General features: G+C 71.5%; 14 protein-coding genes. 3 read left to right on the top strand and 11 right to left on the bottom strand.

Features of this window, described 5'->3' with window-relative positions:
- Positions 1 to 66 precede the first annotated feature (66 nt).
- Together AB4030_RS01090 and AB4030_RS01095 are read left to right on the top strand one after the other, a co-directional pair.
- On the top strand, positions 67 to 690 hold the full coding sequence (locus AB4030_RS01090; protein ID WP_442277323.1) for a hypothetical protein: 624 nt from the start codon (positions 67 to 69) through the stop codon (positions 688 to 690).
- Positions 687 to 1286, top strand: coding sequence for an HAD family hydrolase (locus AB4030_RS01095; RefSeq protein ID WP_442277324.1), 600 nt, complete (start codon positions 687 to 689; stop codon positions 1284 to 1286). Before AB4030_RS01090 ends, AB4030_RS01095 begins: the two co-directional genes overlap by 4 nt.
- Here the strand turns inward: AB4030_RS01095 and clpB are convergent.
- Positions 1273 to 3834 carry an ATP-dependent chaperone ClpB gene (gene clpB / locus AB4030_RS01100; RefSeq protein ID WP_442277325.1) on the bottom strand — a complete coding sequence of 854 codons (2562 nt, stop codon included), beginning with the start codon at positions 3832 to 3834 and terminating at the stop codon, positions 1273 to 1275. The genes AB4030_RS01095 and clpB overlap by 14 nt on opposite strands.
- Before the next feature lie 151 nt (positions 3835 to 3985).
- Between clpB and AB4030_RS01105 the strand changes: the two genes are divergently transcribed.
- A complete protein-coding gene (locus AB4030_RS01105) occupies positions 3986 to 4348 on the top strand; it encodes a DivIVA domain-containing protein (RefSeq protein ID WP_442277326.1) in 363 nt (120 codons plus the stop codon).
- A gap of 36 nt (positions 4349 to 4384) precedes the next feature.
- Here AB4030_RS01105 and AB4030_RS01110 read toward each other — a convergent pair whose 3' ends face one another.
- From AB4030_RS01110 to AB4030_RS01155, 10 genes are all read right to left on the bottom strand, one after another.
- Positions 4385 to 5032 (bottom strand): ANTAR domain-containing protein, encoded by a 648-nt coding sequence (locus AB4030_RS01110; protein ID WP_442277685.1) that lies wholly within the window; start codon positions 5030 to 5032, stop codon positions 4385 to 4387.
- Positions 5033 to 5178: 146 nt separating this feature from the next.
- Positions 5179 to 8367, bottom strand: a complete 3189-nt coding sequence (locus AB4030_RS01115; RefSeq protein ID WP_442277327.1) for an ATP-binding protein — start codon at positions 8365 to 8367, stop codon at positions 5179 to 5181.
- A gap of 117 nt (positions 8368 to 8484) precedes the next feature.
- Positions 8485 to 8937 carry a heat shock protein transcriptional repressor HspR gene (locus AB4030_RS01120; protein WP_442277328.1) on the bottom strand — a complete coding sequence of 151 codons (453 nt, stop codon included), beginning with the start codon at positions 8935 to 8937 and terminating at the stop codon, positions 8485 to 8487.
- 42 nt (positions 8938 to 8979) lie between these two features.
- Positions 8980 to 9996 carry a DnaJ C-terminal domain-containing protein gene (locus AB4030_RS01125; protein WP_442277329.1) on the bottom strand — a complete coding sequence of 339 codons (1017 nt, stop codon included), beginning with the start codon at positions 9994 to 9996 and terminating at the stop codon, positions 8980 to 8982.
- A gap of 89 nt (positions 9997 to 10085) precedes the next feature.
- Positions 10086 to 10799: a nucleotide exchange factor GrpE gene (locus AB4030_RS01130; RefSeq protein WP_442277330.1), complete on the bottom strand. Its 714-nt coding sequence runs from the start codon at positions 10797 to 10799 to the stop codon at positions 10086 to 10088.
- Complete coding sequence (gene dnaK / locus AB4030_RS01135) at positions 10796 to 12703, bottom strand: molecular chaperone DnaK (RefSeq protein ID WP_442277331.1); 1908 nt, start codon at positions 12701 to 12703, stop codon at positions 10796 to 10798. Before dnaK ends, AB4030_RS01130 begins: the two co-directional genes overlap by 4 nt.
- A gap of 145 nt (positions 12704 to 12848) precedes the next feature.
- Positions 12849 to 13976 (bottom strand): glycerate kinase, encoded by a 1128-nt coding sequence (locus AB4030_RS01140; protein ID WP_442277332.1) that lies wholly within the window; start codon positions 13974 to 13976, stop codon positions 12849 to 12851.
- Positions 13977 to 13986: 10 nt separating this feature from the next.
- The gene (locus AB4030_RS01145; RefSeq protein WP_442277333.1) at positions 13987 to 14865 is read right to left on the bottom strand and encodes a sugar phosphate isomerase/epimerase family protein; all 879 of its coding nucleotides are present in this window, start codon (positions 14863 to 14865) and stop codon (positions 13987 to 13989) included.
- Positions 14862 to 16043, bottom strand: a complete 1182-nt coding sequence (locus AB4030_RS01150) for a dihydrodipicolinate synthase family protein (RefSeq protein ID WP_442277334.1) — start codon at positions 16041 to 16043, stop codon at positions 14862 to 14864. Before AB4030_RS01150 ends, AB4030_RS01145 begins: the two co-directional genes overlap by 4 nt.
- Entirely contained in the window at positions 16040 to 17197 is a 1158-nt protein-coding gene (locus AB4030_RS01155; RefSeq protein WP_442277335.1) for a Gfo/Idh/MocA family protein, read from the bottom strand. Before AB4030_RS01155 ends, AB4030_RS01150 begins: the two co-directional genes overlap by 4 nt.
- Positions 17198 to 17287: the final 90 nt, after the last annotated feature.

A 17287-nucleotide genomic window follows, 5' to 3' on the forward strand; every position in this document is an offset into this window, starting at 1 on the left:
GGGTATGGCTAGGGTCGGGGACGATCACGGCGGGACGACCCGTCACTGACGAAGGAGCTCTAACCCATGGCCCTGCTCGGAGTCATCCTGATGCTGGTCGGCGCCGGAGCCGGCGTCGTCACCTACCTCGCGACCCACACCGCAGCCGGGACGATTGCCGTCTCGGCCTTCGGCTTCACGCGCAACGCGACAGCGCTCGAGCTCGCCCTCTACGGCGCGGTGGCGGTGCTCCTCTTCGCGCTCGGCTGGGCGATGGCCTCCGCCGCGGCCCGCCGTCGCGTCCGGGTGCGCCGCGAGAACAAGGAGGCCGCCCGTCTCACCGAGGCCGAGGAGAACGCCGAGGCCGCACGCCGCGACCACGAGCGCAAGTTCCAGGAGGCGGGCCTGCGCGACGAGGACCTGCGTCGCCGTGAGAGCGAGCTCTCCGCGCGTCACGAGGGCCTGGACACCCGTGAGGCCGAGCTCGAGCGCCGCGAGGCCGAGTGGCGCGAGCGCGAGGGCCCGTCGGTGGCGGACGTCGTGACCGGCCGCGCCGAGGGCAACGTCCACGAGGGCACCGCGTCGTGGAGCGACGCGCCCGGCTCGGCCGGCGACGCCACACCCGAGCAGGGCGACCCCGCACACGAGCAGCGCGACCTCGCCCACGAGCAGCGCGACGCCACGCGCGAGCAGCGCGACGGGGCGGTGTGAGGGGCCACACGGCATACGTCTTCGACCTCGACGGCGTCGTCCGGGACTTCGCCCCGGGTGACGCCAGCCCGGCCATCGAGACGGCCCTCGGGCTGCCGGCCGGGCACGTCGCGGCGACGGCGTTCCGCACCGACCTGCTCCTGCCGACCATCACCGGTCGCCGCAGCTTCGACCAGTGGTATGCCGCCATCTGCGCCGCGCTCGAGGACGTCGTCCCCGAGCCGGCGCGGGTGCGCGAGCACATGACGCGCTGGCGCGAGCACCGCGGCTCGGTCGTCGACGAGACCGTCGAGCGGCTCGAGATGCTGCGCTCCGACGGCCACCGCACCTACGTCTTCACCAACGGCACCGACTACGTGCCGCAGGAGCTGGAGCTGCTCGGGATCACCCGGCTCTTCGACGGCCTGCTCAACAGCGCGGACTTCGGCGTGGTCAAGCCCGACCCGCTGGCGTATGCCGCCGCCCATCGCGCCATCGAGGCCGACCTCGGGCGCGTGGTGGCCCGTGACGCGGTGTGGTTCACGGACGACCGCGACGAGAACGTCGCGGCCGCCCGTGAGTTCGGCTGGGATGCCGAGCTGTTCAGACGAGCGTGAGCGTCTCCTGCGCCGCGTCGACACCGACCTTCACGGTGGACCCGTCGCGGACCTCTCCCGAGAGCAGGCCCCGGGCCAGCCGGTCGCCGATCTCGCGCTGAACGAGCCGACGGAGCGGGCGCGCCCCGTACGCCGGGTCGAAGCCCCGGGCCGCGAGCCACTGGCGTGCGTCGTCGGTGACCTCGAGGGTGATGCGGCGGTCCGAGAGGCGCTGGGCGAACGCCTTGACCTGCAGGTCGACGATCTGGGCCAGGTCGTCGCGGCTCAGGGCGTCGAAGACCACGATCTCGTCGAGCCGGTTGAGGAACTCCGGCTTGAACGACGACCGCACCACGCCCATGACCGACTCGCGTCGCGCCTCCGGGCCGAGCAGCGGGTCGGTGAGGAACTGCGACCCGAGGTTGGAGGTCAGCACGAGGATGACGTTGCGGAAGTCGACGGTGCGACCCTGCCCGTCGGTGAGCCGACCGTCGTCGAGCACCTGGAGCAGGATGTCGAACGTCTCGGGGTGCGCCTTCTCGATCTCGTCGAGCAGGATCACGGAGTACGGCCGACGCCGGACGGCCTCGGTGAGCTGGCCGCCCTCCTCGTAGCCGACGTAGCCAGGGGGTGCGCCGATGAGGCGGGCCACCGAGTGGCGCTCGGAGTACTCCGACATGTCGATGCGGACCATGGCCCGCTCGTCGTCGAAGAGGAAGTCCGCCAAGCCCTTGGCCAGCTCCGTCTTGCCGACACCCGTCGGGCCGAGGAAGAGGAACGAGCCGGTGGGCCGGTCCGGGTCCGAGACACCGGCACGGGTGCGACGGACGGCGTCGGACACGGCGCGCACGGCGTCGGTCTGGCCGATGAGGCGGGCGCCGATGTGCTCCTCCATGTGCAGCAGCTTCTCGGACTCCCCCTCCAGGAGACGGCCGGCAGGGATGCCGGTCCAGGCGGAGATGACGTCGGCGATGTCGTCGGCACCGACCTCCTCCTTGACCATGGGCTCGTCCCCGACGGAGGTGGCCGCCGCCTCGCGCTCCTGCGCGGATTCCAGCTGCTTCTCGAGCGCGGGGATGTCGCCGTAGGCGATCTTCGAGGCGCCGGCGAGGTCGCCCTCGCGCTGGAGCCGGTCGGCCTGCATGCGCAGGTCGTCGATGCGCGCCTTGAGGTCACCGACGGCATTGAGGCCCGCCTTCTCGGCCTCCCACCGGGCATTGAGGGCCGCGAGCTCCTCGGACCGGTCGGCGAGGTCCTTGCGCAGCCGCTCGAGGCGGTCGCGCGACGCGGCGTCGGTCTCCTGTTCGAGGGCGAACTCCTCCATCTTCAACCGGTCGACGGCACGACGGAGCTCGTCGATCTCGACGGGGCTCGAGTCGATCTCCATCCGCAGCCGCGAGGCCGCCTCGTCGATGAGGTCGATGGCCTTGTCGGGCAGCTGCCGTCCCGAGATGTAGCGGTCGGACAGGGACGCGGACGCGACGAGCGCCGAGTCGGCGATCGTCACCTTGTGGTGCGCCTCGTAGCGCTCCTTGAGGCCGCGCAGGATGGCGATGGTGTCCTCGACCGACGGCTCGCCGACGAAGACCTGCTGGAAGCGGCGTTCGAGCGCGGCGTCCTTCTCGATGTGCTTGCGGTACTCGTCGAGCGTCGTCGCGCCGACGAGGCGCAGCTCGCCACGGGCGAGCATGGGCTTGAGCATGTTGCCGGCATCCATGGCGCCCTCGCCGCCGGCGCCCGCGCCGACGACCGTGTGGATCTCGTCGATGAAGGTGACGATCTGCCCGTCGCTGCCCTTGATCTCCTCGAGGACCGCCTTGAGCCGCTCCTCGAACTCGCCGCGGTACTTGGCGCCGGCGACCATGGCCGCGAGGTCGAGGGAGTAGAGCGTCTTGTCGCGCAGGCTCTCGGGCACGTCACCCTCGACGATGCGCTGGGCCAGCCCCTCGACGACGGCCGTCTTGCCGACGCCGGGCTCGCCGATGAGGACCGGGTTGTTCTTCGTGCGGCGGGACAGCACCTGCACGACGCGGCGGATCTCGGCGTCCCGACCGATGACGGGGTCGAGCTTGCCCTCGCGGGCGCGGGCCGTGAGGTCGGTGCCGTACTTCGACAGCGCCTCGAAGGTGCCTTCGGGGTTGTCGGACGTGACCGGGCGCCCACCGCGCAGCTCGGGGATGGCCTTCTCCACGGCATCGGCGTCGAGGCCGAACTGCCCCGTGCGCGCGAGGGCGAGCAGCAGGTGGTCGGTGGAGACGTACGAGTCGCCCATGGCCGTCATGTACTGCTGCGCCTGCTGGATGACGCGGGCCGCCGCGGGCGAGAGCTGCGGCTGCTGGGTGCCGCCGGTGACCCGCGGCATGGTGGCCATGGCGCGCTCGGCGGCGGCCGTCGCGGCGGCGACGCTCGAGCCGCCCGCGGTGAGCAGGGCCGGTGTGGTCGTGCCGCTCTGGGCTGCCAACGCGAGCAGCAGGTGAGCCGGCTCGATGTTCGGGTGGTGCTTGCCCGTCGCGGTCGTCGCGGCCTGGGCGAAGGCCTCCTGAGCCTTGTTGGTCAGCTGTAGGTCCATGCGTGCTCCTGGTCGGGGGATGGGTGCATTGGCGTCAACCGGCGCTGACTTGAGTGTATTCCGCTCAACTTCATGCGTCTCTTGAAGCTGGCGTATGCCGCAGCGTGCGCGCCACCACGCTCGCGCGCCGGGCTCCGCCTAGGCTCACCGCATGGACCGATCCACGCTAGCCGACGAGCTGCGCGCCGCGCGCTTTCGCACGACCCAGTTCCGGACCGGCTACGACGAGGGCGCCGTGGACGACCTCATCGACATGCTCGTCGGCCAGCTCGGCATGGATGTGGCCGACCACGAGATCCTGGCGACCGTCCAGACGAGCCGGTTCCCGACGACGACGGCCCGGCGCGGCTACGAGAGGGCTGACGTCGATGCACTCCTCACTCGCGTGTCGCGCGCGTGCGGCGGCGCACCGATGCCGGCGGGCACCGGTGGCTCCACCGCCTCGGGCCCAGAACTGCCCTCAGCCGTCATCGAGCCCCCAAGCGGGTTCCTGGCGCGGCTCCGCGGCCGCTGACACCCGCCGGGACAGAGCTCCGGCACTGGGAGCTGCTCAGACGACCTCGTCCGGCTCGGCGCCGGTGTCGATGACCCGCCGCGCGATCTCGCGCAGCTTGACGTTGTGGTCCTGGGAGGCGCGCCGGAGCACGTCGAACGCCTCCCCCGGCACGATCCGGTGGCGCTCGATGAGGATGCCCATGGCCTGACCGACGAGTCGGTGGCTCTCAACGGCCCGTTCGAAGTTCGCCTCGCTCTCGCGGAAGCGGTCGACGATGACGATCCGGTCGACCGCCAGCGCCAGCGCGTGCAGCAGCAGCTCGGCAAGCGTTCGCTCGACGGCGAGGTGGGCCAGCGGCCGATCCAGTCCGATCCACGCCCGGCAGGTCGCCTCGTGCCCCGACGACTCGAGGAACAGGCCCCGCACCGCGTCACGATCGGACCCCGCGGTCAGGACGGAACGAACCGCCGGCGACAGCGCCGACGGAGGCACCACCCCGGAGGCACCGGCATGGAGGTCGTGCGGCGTGGCCGTGACCCTGAGCACCGCCTCACCGCCGGTCGCGTCCCCGATCGCGGAGGCCGCCACGGCGAGCGCCTCCTCGAGGTCGGCAGCACGCACCAGCTGCCGTGCCGCGCTCGCCACCTGGGCGGCCACGCCGGGATCCGCGACGTGTCCGTCCGCAGCGCTCGACGGCGGCATGACGCTCACGGGGCCTCCAGGGCATGGCTGGGGAAGGCCCGCGAACTTGGAGGCAGCACAGTGTTGCACCCCGCCCATCGCCCGACAAACCCGGCACGATGCGACCGGGCTGACGGTCAGTCGCGCGGGCTCCGTGGCCCGTGGGCTCACGCCTTGTCGGGGTCCTGACCGCTCTCGACCACCCGCGCCGCCAGCTCGCGCAGCTTGACGTTGCGGCTGAGCGAGGCCTGCCGCAGCATCTCGAAGCCCTGCTGGGGCGTGATGCGGTGACGTTCGATGAGGACGCCCACCGCGTGGCCGATGAGCCGATGGCTCTCGATGGCCTGCTCGAGCTGGCGCTCTTTCTCCGTGCGGGCCCGCTGCGCGATGACACGGTCCACGGCCTGACCGAGCGACTGCGCCAGGAGGTCCCCGACGATGAGCTCGTCGCTGGAGACGAGGCGAGGCTCGTCGAACTGCACCCAGGCCCGGCAGTCGGACTCGTGGGCGGTCGGCAGGAGCAGGAGGCCCTCCCGCTTCTCGCCGACGATCACGTCGTGGCCGCGGGGCGAGGACTCGAGCCCACGGCGTACGGCCGGGTCGAGATCATCGGGCGACACGCGCCCGCGGGGCGACAGCAGGACCGCCTCGTGCTTCGTCGGCGAGACGCGCAGGGTCACCGCGCCGTCGAAGAGCACGGTGAAGCCCGTGACCGCGGTGGCGAGGACCTGGTCGAGGTCGCCGGCCGTCGCGAGGTCGACCGCGATCCGGGCCGCGAGCTCGCGCCGCATCCGGGACTCGTGCTCACGCGTCTCGTCGCGGAGGACGACGATGATGAAGCCGTCGTACTCCGCCGTGCCGGGCACGCTCGCGGACCGCACGTGGACCCACGCCTCGCCGCCGCCGCGCCGCAGGATGCGGTAACGGTCGTCCTCGACCGGCTGCCCGGACTGCAGCAGCCCCATGCGTCGCTGGTGCTGGGCGTGCTCGTCGGGTGACTCCGACTCCGGGATCCACCACGGGTAGGGAGGCACGAGGGGCCCGTCGGCCAGGGACCAGCCGAAGGTGCGTGTGAAGACGTCGTTGACCTGGACCACGCGTCCCGCGCGGTCGACGACCACGAAGGGCTCCTGGATGGCCGCGAGGATGGCACGGAGCCACGCAGCGTCGCGCGAGCGCGAGCGGGACCTGACCAGGTTGGCCGCCAGACGCGCCCGCAGCTCCACCGGATCGAACGGCTTGACGACGTAGTCGTCGGCTCCCTCGAGCAGGCCGGTCGTGCTGGCCTCGACACCGGCCCGCGCGGACAGCAGCACGACCGGGAGGTCGCGCAGGGACGGGTCCGAGCGGATCTCGCGGACGAGCCCCAGCCCGTCCAGACGCGGCATCATCACATCGGCGAGCACGATGGAGGGGCGCCGCGCGCGGAGGTGCTCGAGCGCCTCGACCCCGTCGCGCACCGACACGATGTCGTAGTCGACGACGCAGTGGCGCGTGATGTAGTCGCGCATGTCGTGGTTGTCCTCGACGACGAGCAGCGTCGGCCGGGGCTCTGCGACCGTCGCCACCGGGGACGTCGGGGACGTCGGGGACGTCGGGGACGTCGGGGACGCCGGGGACGTCGGCGCGCCGGTCTCGGTGGTCAGTCCCTCCATCTGGGCCGCGACGTCGTCGCGGACCACCCAACTGCTCGCCTCGTCGATGAAGGACTCGGCCGACCGTGGCCGGATCGAGGGGCGCAAGGCCGCTCCGGAAGCCGCCTTGCCCCAGGGGAAGGACACCGTGAACGTGCTGCCCTCCCCCTGGGTCGACTGCACGGAGACGGCGCCCCCCATCAGGTCGACGAGCTGGCGCACGAGTGAGAGCCCGATGCCGGCACCCTCGCGCGACCGACGTTCCTCGCCGCGGTCGAGCTGTCGGAACCGGTCGAAGACCAGGTCTAGGTCCTGCTCGGCGATGCCGATACCGCTGTCGGTGACCGCCACCGAGTAGCCGCCGTCGCCCCCGGTCAGCCGGAGCGAGATGCCGCCCTGCGCCGTGAACTTCAGGGCGTTCGCGAGCAGGTTGAGCACGATGCGCTCGAACATGTCGACGTCGACGTAGGCGTCGTGGTCGAGCTCGTCGCAGACGACCTCGAACTCCAGACCCGAGTGCTCGATGGCCGGTCGGAAGTTCGCGGCGATCCCGGCCACCAGCTCCTCGATGTCGGCCTCGACCCAGTGCGGCTCGACCGCCCCGGCCTCGGCCCTCGTGAGGTCGAGGATGCGGTCCACGAGACCGGCGAGACGGTCCGTGTTGCGGCGGATCAGCTCGAAGCGCCGGCGCTGCTCGGGGTCCAGCGCGCTGTCGGCGAGGGCGTCCTGCACCGGGCCGGCAATGAGCGTGAGCGGCGTACGCAGCTCATGGCTGACGTTCGCGAAGAAGTCCGACTTGGCGATGTCGAGCTCGGTCAGGACCTCCGTCCGGCGGCGCTCCTCCTCGAGGTGCCGGATGCCACTCAAGGCCATGGCCACGTGGGAGGCGCACACCTCGGCGTAGCCCTGGAGCGTCGGGTCCCACGGCTGGCGGGGGTTCTCGGTCAGCAGCAGGTGCGCGGTGGGTTCGACGGCGCCCGGCTCCACGACGGGCACGATGTGGACCGTGCGACCCTCGTCGTCGACGGCGGCAGGCGCCGGGTGGCCCGGCGCGGCCCACCGGAGGTCGCTCTCGAGGTGGTCGTGGTTGTCGGAGCGCAGCACGTCGAGGCAGCGGCGACGCACGTCCTCCGCATCCTCGGCGTCGGCCAAGGTGGCGAGAAGTCGGGCGGACACGTCGGCCCGGCGCTCGGCCAGCACCTTGGCCGACGTCTCGGTGGCGACATTGAGGATGCCGGTGACCGCGCCGGTGCCGTCGTGGACGGCGCCGTAGGACCACGTGAAGTAGGCCTCCTCGAGGTAGCCGTTGCGGTCGACGACGAGCAGCTCGTCCTCGACCCACGTCGCCGGCCCACCATTCGCGACGCCCGCGAGCATGGGTCCGATGACGTCCCAGACCTCGGGCCAGACCTCGCGTACGGGACAGCCCCACGCCTGAGGGTGCTTGCTCGAGCCGAGCAGGGCGCGGTAGCCGTCGTTGTAGAGCATGAGCAGGTCCGGCCCCCAGCAGATGAGCATGGGGAAGCGCGAGGACAGGCAGACGTCGAGGAGGAACGTCAGGTCGGATGACCAGCTCTCGACCGGGCCGAACGGCGTCGACGACCAGTCGGTCCGGTGGAACAGGTCGAGCATCTCACCCTGACGGGCGGTGGGCCGGCCGACGTCTTGGGCGGCCGTCGTGGGGGCGCCGGAAAGGTCGCCCTCCGGGTGCTGCGGGGTCACACGACCTCCGGGAGTGGGATCAAGAAACTGCCTCCGGCGGCTTTCCGTCGTCGCGCGCCCCGTCTGCTCGAGGCGTGCACAGTCTGACACACGGGCCAGGTCCTGAGCGGCGTGAATCTAGGGCTCGGGGCGCCACACGACGAGGGCCTGCGACGACGGGGCGCGTGGTGGTCGCTGACCCGGGCGCACGGTGACCACCTCGCCGCGTGGACCGACCGCGAAGACGCGTGCACCCGACGACAGCGCGGCCTGCGCGGCCGACAGCTCGGACGCGAGCTCATCGACGCGGGACTGGAGGGCCGCGACGTGGTTCTCGAGGGCCATGATGCGCTGGATCCCGGCGAGCGACACTCCCTCCTGGGACAGCCGCTGCACCTCACGGAGCAGCTGGACGTCGCGCGTGCTGTAGCGCCGCCCGCCACCACGGGTGCGCGACGGGGAGACGAGGCCGAGCCGGTCGTACTGCCGCAGCGTCTGCGCGTGCATGCCGGCCAGCTCGGCCGCCACCGAGATGACGAAGACGGGTGCGTCGTCGTCGTGCCCACCGGGGCGGGCGCTTCTGCGGGCCATCGTCGCCACCTTCTCTCTCGTCAGCCCCTCGTCAGCCGCTCGTCAGGCCCGGGCCCGCTCGAACAGTTCGGCCCTCGGGTCGTGGCCGACCTCGGCCTCGGCCATCTTCTCGACGGCGTCGCGGGCTTCGTCGGTCAGGCGCTGGGGCACCACGACCTGCACCTTGGCGAGGAGGTCACCGACGTGGTCGCCACGCTTGACGCCACGTCCCTTGAGCCGCAGGACCCTGCCGCTCGGCGTGCCCGGCGCGACCTTGACCTTGACCGTGCTGCCGTCGAGCGTGGGGACGCCAACGGTCGCCCCGAGGGCGGCCTCCGCGAACGTGACCGGGAGGTCCAGGGTGAGGTTGTCCCCCTCCCGGCCGAAGACGGGGTGCTTGTCGACCGCCACGGTGAGGATGAGGTCGCCGGGCGCAGCACCGGGATCGCCCTGACGGCCCTTGCCGCGCAGACGGATCCGCTGACCGTCCTTGACCCCGGGAGGGATGCGGGCGTTGATGCGCCCGAGGTCGGGCGAGCTGAGCGCGACCGTGGAGCCCTCGACCGCGTCGCGGAAGCCGATGCGCGTGCTCGCCTGGACGTCGGCCCCGGGTCGGGGGCCTGCGGGCGCGCCGTAGCCGCCGTAGCCCGCACCGGGAGCGCCGCCCCCGAACATCTGGCCGAGGATGTCCTCGAGGTTGGGCTGCGCACCGCCACCGGTGTTGAACCGGACCCGTTCTCCGCCGGGCCCTCCCGGACCGCCGGGACCGCCGAACGCGGAGAAGATGTCCTCGAAACCTGCGCCAGGACCGCCCGGACCGCCTGCCGTGAAGCGCGCCCCGCCGTGCGACATGGCACGGATCGCGTCGTACTCGCGGCGCTTCTCGGGGTCGCTGAGGACGGCATACGCCTCCCCGACCTCCTTGAAGCGCTCCTCGGCCTTGGGGTCCCCGACGTTGTGGTCGGGGTGCATGGTGCGGGCGACCTTGCGGTAGGTCTTCTTGATCGTCGCGGCGTCGGCGTCCTGGGGCACGCCGAGGATCGCGTAGAAGTCCTTCTCGAACCAGTCCTGACTAGCCATGGCGCACCTCCTCCTTCACGGTGACTCTCACGCTGCTCCCATCATCGGGTATGCCGCCGGGCTGCGCAGGCAGCCCGGCGGCGGACGTCTCAGGCAGGGTCGGCCACCGACACCCGCGCGGCCCGAACGAGTCGGTCGCCGATGCGGTAGCCCGGCTGGAGCACCTGCACGACGGTCGTTCCCGTCGCACCCTCGGGGAGCTCCGCCTCGACGTGCATGAGGGCCTCGTGCACGTTGGGGTCGAACTCCTGCCCCGCCTCGCCCAGGCGCTCGACGCCGTAGCGGCCGAGCGTGGCCTCGAGCTTCTCGGCGATGGACGCGAACGGCCCGGAGGCGAGGTCACCGGCCTGGCGGGCCATGTGGATGTCGTCCAGCACCGGCAGCAGCGACTCGACGACGCTGCCGACCGCGGTGTGGCGGATGACCTCACGGTCGCGGTCGACGCGCTTCTTGTAGTTGACGTACTCGGCCTGCAGTCGCTGCAGGTCGGCGAGCAGCGTCGCTGCCATGGTGTCCTCCTCGGCGAGGGCGAGTCCCTCCGACTCACCGGAGTCGCTGGGCTCGGTGGCCTCGGATGACTCGGTGGCGTGGCCGGACTCGCCTGCGGCGTGGTCGAACTCGTCCTCACCACCCGGCTCGGACGAGGCGCCCGGGCCGCCCTCGTAGTAGGTGTGGTGGCGCTCGTCCGGGGCGTTACCGCCCCGGGGCGGGGTGCCGGCGGCGTGGTCGCCGGCACCCTCCGCGCCCGTGGCGGTCACGTCGGGCTGCTCGCCGGACGTGCCGTGGACCCCGGAGTCGGTCACTTGGCGTCCTTGGCCTCGTCGTCGTCGACGACCTCGGCGTCGACGACGTCCTCGTCAGCGTGGGACGCGCCGGCGGACTCGCTGGCGGGCGAACCGTCCTGCGCCCCAGCGGAACCCGCGGCGTTGGCGGAAGCCTGCTCGGAGGCGTACACCGCCTGGCCCATCGCCTGGGACTTCGTGTTGAGGTTCTCGACCTTGGCCTTGATGTCGTCGGCGCTGGCCTCGGACCCCTCGGCGATGGCCGCCTTGAGGTCGGCGAGCGACTCCTCGACCGGCGTCTTGACGTCGGCCGGGACCTTGTCGCCCGACTCCTTGAGGAAGGTCTCGGTCGAGAAGACGAGCTGCTCGGCCTGGTTCTTGACCTCGGCCTCTTCGCGACGCTTGTGGTCCTCCTCGGCGTGGGCCTCGGCGTCCTTGACCATGCGGTCGATCTCTTCCTTGGACAGGGCCGAGCCGCCGGTGATCGTCATCTTCTGCTCCTTGCCGGTGCCCTGGTCCTTGGCGGAGACGTTGACGATGCCGTTGGCGTCGATGTCGAAGGTGACCTCGATCTTGGGAACGCCACGCGGGGCGGGGGCGATGCCGGTCAGCTCGAAGGTGCCGAGCGACTTGTTGTGCTGGGCGATCTCGCGCTCACCCTGGAAGACCTGGATGAGGACCGACGGCTGGTTGTCGTCGGCGGTGCTGAAGATCTCCGAGCGCTTCGTCGGGATCGCGGTGTTGCGCTCGATGAGCTTGGTGAACAGGCCACCCTTGGTCTCGATGCCGAGCGAGAGCGGCGTGACGTCGATGAGCAGGACGTCCTTGCGCTCACCCTTGAGGACACCGGCCTGCAGGCTCGCGCCCATGGCGACGACCTCGTCGGGGTTGACGCCCTTGTTGGGCTCCTTGCCGCCGGTCATCTCCTTGACGAGGCTGCTGACGGCCGGCATGCGGGTGGAGCCGCCGACGAGCACGACGTGGTCGATGTCGGCGACCTTGATGCCGGCATCCTCGATGACCTTGTGGAACGGCGCCTTGGTGCGGTCGAGGAGCGACTTGGTCATCTGCTCGAACTGCGCGCGGCTGAGGTTCTCGTCGAGGTGGATCGGGCCTTCGGGCGTCATCGAGATGTACTGCGCCGAGATGTTGGTGCTCGTCGCGGTGGAGAGCTCCTTCTTGGCGCGCTCGGCCTCGTCACGCAGGCGCTGCATCGCGATCTTGTCCTTGGACAGGTCCTGGCCCGTCTTGTTCTTCACCTGGGTGATGAGGTGCTGGACGATGACGTCGTCCCAGTCGTCGCCGCCGAGGTGGTTGTCGCCGTTGGTGGCACGCACCTGGATCGTGGCGAAGCCGTCCTCGGCATCCTTGCCGACCTCCAGGAGGGACACGTCGAACGTGCCGCCACCGAGGTCGAAGACGAGGATGAGCTCGTCCTCCTTGCCCTTGTCGAGGCCGTAGGCCAGCGCGGCCGCGGTGGGCTCGTTGACGATGCGCAGGACGTTGAGGCCCGCGATCTCACCGGCCTCCTTCGTGGCCTGGCGCTCGGCGTCGTCGAAGTAGGCGGGCACGGTGATGACGGCGTCGGTGACGGTCTCACCGAGGTAGGACTCGGCGTCGCGCTTGAGCTTCTGCAGGATGCGCGCGCTGATCTCCTGGGCGTTGTAGGTCTTGCCGTCGATCTCGGCCGACTTCCAGCCCGTGCCCATGTGGCGCTTGACCGAGCGGATGGTCCGGTCGACGTTGGTGACGGCCTGGCGCTTGGCGACCTCACCGACGAGCACCTCCCCGTTCTTGGAGAAGGCGACGACGGAGGGCGTCGTGCGCCCGCCCTCGGCGTTCGCAATGATGCTCGGCTCGCCGCCCTCGAGGACGGAGACGGCCGAGTTGGTGGTTCCGAGGTCAATTCCGACCGCACGTGCCATGGGTGACTCCTTGGGAGATCTAGGTGGAGATCGTCTGTTGCTGGTGGTCTGGTGAAACCAGGTCCTCGCTCAATTTGCTCCGGTCCTGGCGTGATTGTCAAAACAGGACTCGCAAATCTTGCGCTCACCAGACTCAACTTCGGACCTATGGCGTTTGTTCCACCTCGACAAACATTTCCCGGACCGACTCTGCGGCCTGCTCGGCGACGAGCTCAAGCCACCGGACGGCGTCGCGTCGGGCAGCCTCCAGTCCGCCGGCTGACCGGACTAGCGACCAGCCGTCCACCCCAGGAGGCAGGGGGGCGGCCAGGTCGCCGGCCACGACCAACCCCAGCGCCTTGGTTGCCGCCACGTTCTCGAGGACGTGACCGGTCACCTTGCCGGTCAGGGACTGCTCGTCCCAGCGGCCCTCGCCGGTCACCACGACGTCTGCCCCGGCCAGGGCGTCAGGCAGGCGGAGAAGGTTCGCGACAGCGACCGCGCCAGGACGCAGCCGCGCGCCCCACACGGTGGCGAACCCGTATGCCGTGCCGCCGGCGGCGCCGGCCCCCGGCGCCTCCGCGTCGCCGCCGAGGAGGCGGTGCCAGCGGGCGAGCGCGCGGTCGAGGGCCACCACCTGCGTCGGAGACGCTCCCTTCTGGGGCCCGAAGACGTATGCCGCCCCCGGCGGTCCGAGCAGCGGCGCCGTGACGTCGCAGAGGATCGTCACACCCCGCACCGGCGCCGGCCGCATCCCGGACAGGTCCACGGTGGCAGCCGACGACAGGCCCAGACCCCCGGAGGGGACCTCACGGCCGGCGGCGTCGAGGACCTTGGCCCCGAGCCGCCGCAGGGCGCCGCTGCCGCCGTCGGTCGATGCCGAACCCCCGACGGCGAGGGTCACCTCGGCGGCCCCTGCCTCGAGCGCCGCGGCGAGCACCCGCCCGAGCGCATCGGTGCTGGCACCGCCAGGGTCGCCGATCCCCAGTAGGGGCAGGCCGCAGCACTCGGCCAACTCGACAACGGCCCGGTCACCGACCATCGCCCAGCGCGCCAGGTGCACGCCGCCTCCGCGAAGGGGCACCGGTTCGGTGTGAAGGGTGGCCCACTCCGAGGCAAGGACCGCATCGAGCGTGCCCTCGCCGCCATCGGCCATGGGGACCTCTACGACGACGTCCGCCGGCCGCGCCCGGCGCCAGCCGCGACCGATGGCGGCCGCGACCTCCGGCGCAGTGGCGCTGCCCTTGAAGGAGTCGGGGGCGATGACGACCCGCAAGGGGCGGTCCCGCGTCACGGGCACGCGGTCAGAGCCACGGGGCGACGAGCTCGTCATACCGGGCCTGCATCTGCGTGACGACATCGACCGGGTTGCGCGACCAGATGTCGGCGTTGAAGATCTCCACCTCGACGTCGCCGGTGTAGCCGGCTGTTGTCACGGCCCGCGTCCACCGCTCGAAGTCGATGTGGCCGTCGCCCATCATGCCGCGGGCGAGGAGCGCTCCCTCTGGGATGGGCAGGTTGAAGTCGCACACCTGGTACGAGCTGATCCGGCCCTCGCGTCCGGCGCGCGCGACCATCTCCTCGGCCGCGGGGTCCCAGAAGACGTGGAACGTGTCGACAACGACGCCGACCGATGCCGGGTCGTGGTCGGTGGCGAGGTCGAGGGCCTGCTCGAGCGTCGAGATCACTGCCCGGTCGGCGACGAACATCGGGTGCAGCGGTTCGAGCGCGAGGCGCACGCCCTGCACGGCGGCATACGGCGCGAGGTCGCCGATCCGGTCGGCCACCCGCTGACGGGCGGCAAGGAGGTCCCGGTCGCCGTCGGGCAGCCCACCGGCGACGATGACGAGCTCTGGAGCCCCCAGCGCCGCCGCCTCGTCGATCGCGCGCCGGTTGTCGGCCACGGCGGCGGCGATCCCGTCCCGGTCCGCGGCGGTGAAGAAACCGCCACGGCACAGCGACGACGCGCGCAGGCCGGTCTCACGCAGGCGGCGGGCCGCCACCTCGAGCCCGGTCACCTCGACCTTGTCGCGCCACAGGCCCAGCGCAGGGACGTCGAGGCGCAGCGCGAGGTCGACGGCCTCGTCGAACGAGAGCCGCTGCGTCGTCATGGTGTTGAGCGAGAGTCGGTCCGCTGCGCTGGGCTTCGCGTCGATGATCGAGGCTGTCGAGGCCTGGCTCATGACGCCTCCCAGCCGTTGCTGGCCAGCCACGTTGTGACGCGGCGTGCCGCGAGCTCCGGCTCGGCGACGAGCCCGGCCTGCTCCGCGAGCTCCAGCGCTCGAACGAGGTGCAGGACGGAGCGGCCGGTCGCGAGGCCGCCGACCATCTGGAAGCCGGGCTGCCGGCCGTTGAGCCATGCGAGGAAGGCGATCCCGGTCTTGTAGAACCGCGTCGGGGCGGCGAAGACGTGCCGGCCGAGTGCCCGGGTCGACTCGAGGACCTCTCGCGCCGTGGCGTCGTCGCCGCGGTCCAGGGCCTGGAGCGCCGTGGAGGCGGCCGGGGCGATGGCCGCGAAGATGCCAAGGAGGGCATCGGAGTGCACCCCCTCCTCGTCGTCACAGATGAGCTCGGGATAGTTGAAGTCGTCGCCGGTGTAGAGGCGGACCCGCTCGGGCAGGGCCCGACGCAGGCGCCGCTCGTGGTCGGCCTCCAGCAAGGAGACCTTCACCCCGTCGACACGTGCCGCGTTGCGGGTCACGAGCTCGAGGAACGCGTCGGTGGCCATCTCGAGGTCGCGGCTGCCCCAGTAGCCGGCGAGCTCGGGGTCGAACATGTCCCCGAGCCAGTGCAGGATGACCGACCCGGACGCCGCATCGAGCACCTCCTCGTAGACACGGAGGTAGTCGGCTGACGAGGTCGCGGCGCGCGCCAGGGCGCGGGACGCCATCACGATCACACCGCTGCCCGCCGCCTCCACGACTTTGACCTGCTCGGTGTAGGCGGCGGTGACCGCACGCAGCCCGTCGCGGTCCCGGGTGGCCCGGGCGAGGTCGAGCTGGTCGGTGCCGGCCCCGGAGGCGATCCGGCCACCCAGGCGCTGAGCCTCGGCCGCCGAGCGCTCGATGAGCTCGCGGGTCGCCGCCCAGTCCAGGCCCATCCCGCGCTGCGCCGTGTCCATGGCTTCCGCTACGCCAAGTCCCCACGACCAGAGGTCACGACGCAGTTCGAGGGTCGCGTCCCAGTCGACGTCGGCCGGTGCGCCCGGCGTGCTGTCGGCCAACACGTGGGGCACGACGTGCGCTGCGGCATACGCGACGCGCGAGGTGATCGGCGCTTCCGGCCGCACCCAGTCACGTGGCCCGGCTAGCTCGAGGACGCGGCGGCCGCCCGCCTCGGTGGGCAGGAGGACGCGGGTCATGCCGAGAGCTCCGGCACCTCGAGGCGACGCCCCGTCACGGAGGACTGGAGCCCGAGCGCCGCCAGCTGCACGCCCCGAGCACCGGACAGGAAGTCGTAGCGGTGCGGCCGTCCGGCGATGACGTCGCGGAGGAATTCCTCCCACTGCGCGCGGAATCCGTTCACCGTGGCCGCGTTGTCGGGGATCTCGATCCACTGGTCGCGGAATGACTGCGTCTCGGGCAGGTCGGGGTTCCACACCGGCTTGGGTGTGGCGCTGCGCGGTTGGGCGACGCACCGGTGCAGGCCCGCGACGGCCGAGCCGTGGGTGCCGTCGACCTGGAACTCGACGAGCTCGTCGCGGTACACCCGCACGGCCCATGACGAGTTGATCTGTGCGATGACGCCGTCGCCGACCTCGAAGATGCCGTATGCCGCGTCGTCAGCCGTCGCCGCGTAAGCCCGGCCCTGCTCGTCCCACCGCTGGGGGATGTGGGTGGCGGTGCGGGCCGTGACGGCGCGGACCGGCCCGAGGATGCCCTCGAGGACGTAGTTCCAGTGGCAGAACATGTCGACGGCGATGCCACCGCCGTCCTCCACCCGATAGTTCCAGCTGGGGCGCTGCGCCGGCTGGATGTCGCCCTCGAAGACCCAGTAGCCGAACTCGCCACGGAGCGAGAGGATCCGCCCGAAGAAGCCCTCGTCGACGAGACGCCGCAGCTTCACGAGGCCGGGCAGGTAGAGCTTGTCGTGGACGACACCCGCCACGACACCCGTCTCACGAGCGACCGTCGCGAGGGACAGCGCCTCCTCGACCGATTCGGCCGTCGGCTTCTCCGTATAGATGTGCTTGCCCGCCCGCATCGCCCGAGTCAGCGCGTCGACGCGGCGCGAGGTTACCTGCGCGTCGAAGTAGATGTCGACGCTGTCGTCGGCGAGCACGGCGTCGACATCGGTCGACCACTCGTTGACGCAGTGGCGTGCGGCCAGGCCGGCGAGCTTCTCCGCGTTGCGGCCGAGCAGGATCGGCTCCAGCGCGACACGGGAGCCGTCGGGCATCTCCAGCCCACCCTCGTCACGGATGGCGAGGATCGAGCGGACGAGGTGCTGGCGGTAGCCCATGCGGCCGGTCACGCCGTTGAGCGCGATCCGCAGGGACTTGGGGTTCTCGGGCATGGTGGGTCCTTCGGTCGGGGCCGGACGGGATGGTCATGGCCGGCGCGCGAGCGCCCGGCGCCCACCGAATGGATCGGAGACGCAGGGCTC

Origin of the sequence: Terrabacter sp. 2YAF2, from assembly GCF_052114705.1 — a bacterium.
Taxonomy (GTDB): Bacteria; Actinomycetota; Actinomycetes; order Actinomycetales; family Dermatophilaceae; genus Terrabacter.

Excerpts from the sequence above, each read along its gene's own strand:
- AB4030_RS01090 (WP_442277323.1), top strand. The coding sequence starts at position 67 with ATGGCCCTGCTCGGAGTCATCCTGATGCTGGTCGGCGCCGGAGCCGGC.
- clpB (WP_442277325.1), bottom strand. The coding sequence starts at position 3,834 with ATGGACCTACAGCTGACCAACAAGGCTCAGGAGGCCTTCGCCCAGGCC.
- AB4030_RS01105 (WP_442277326.1), top strand. The coding sequence starts at position 3,986 with ATGGACCGATCCACGCTAGCCGACGAGCTGCGCGCCGCGCGCTTTCGC.
- AB4030_RS01110 (WP_442277685.1), bottom strand. The coding sequence starts at position 5,032 with ATGCCGCCGTCGAGCGCTGCGGACGGACACGTCGCGGATCCCGGCGTG.
- AB4030_RS01120 (WP_442277328.1), bottom strand. The coding sequence starts at position 8,937 with ATGGCCCGCAGAAGCGCCCGCCCCGGTGGGCACGACGACGACGCACCC.
- AB4030_RS01125 (WP_442277329.1), bottom strand. The coding sequence starts at position 9,996 with ATGGCTAGTCAGGACTGGTTCGAGAAGGACTTCTACGCGATCCTCGGC.
- dnaK (WP_442277331.1), bottom strand. The coding sequence starts at position 12,703 with ATGGCACGTGCGGTCGGAATTGACCTCGGAACCACCAACTCGGCCGTC.
- AB4030_RS01145 (WP_442277333.1), bottom strand. The coding sequence starts at position 14,865 with ATGAGCCAGGCCTCGACAGCCTCGATCATCGACGCGAAGCCCAGCGCA.
- AB4030_RS01150 (WP_442277334.1), bottom strand. The coding sequence starts at position 16,043 with ATGACCCGCGTCCTCCTGCCCACCGAGGCGGGCGGCCGCCGCGTCCTC.
- AB4030_RS01155 (WP_442277335.1), bottom strand. The coding sequence starts at position 17,197 with ATGCCCGAGAACCCCAAGTCCCTGCGGATCGCGCTCAACGGCGTGACC.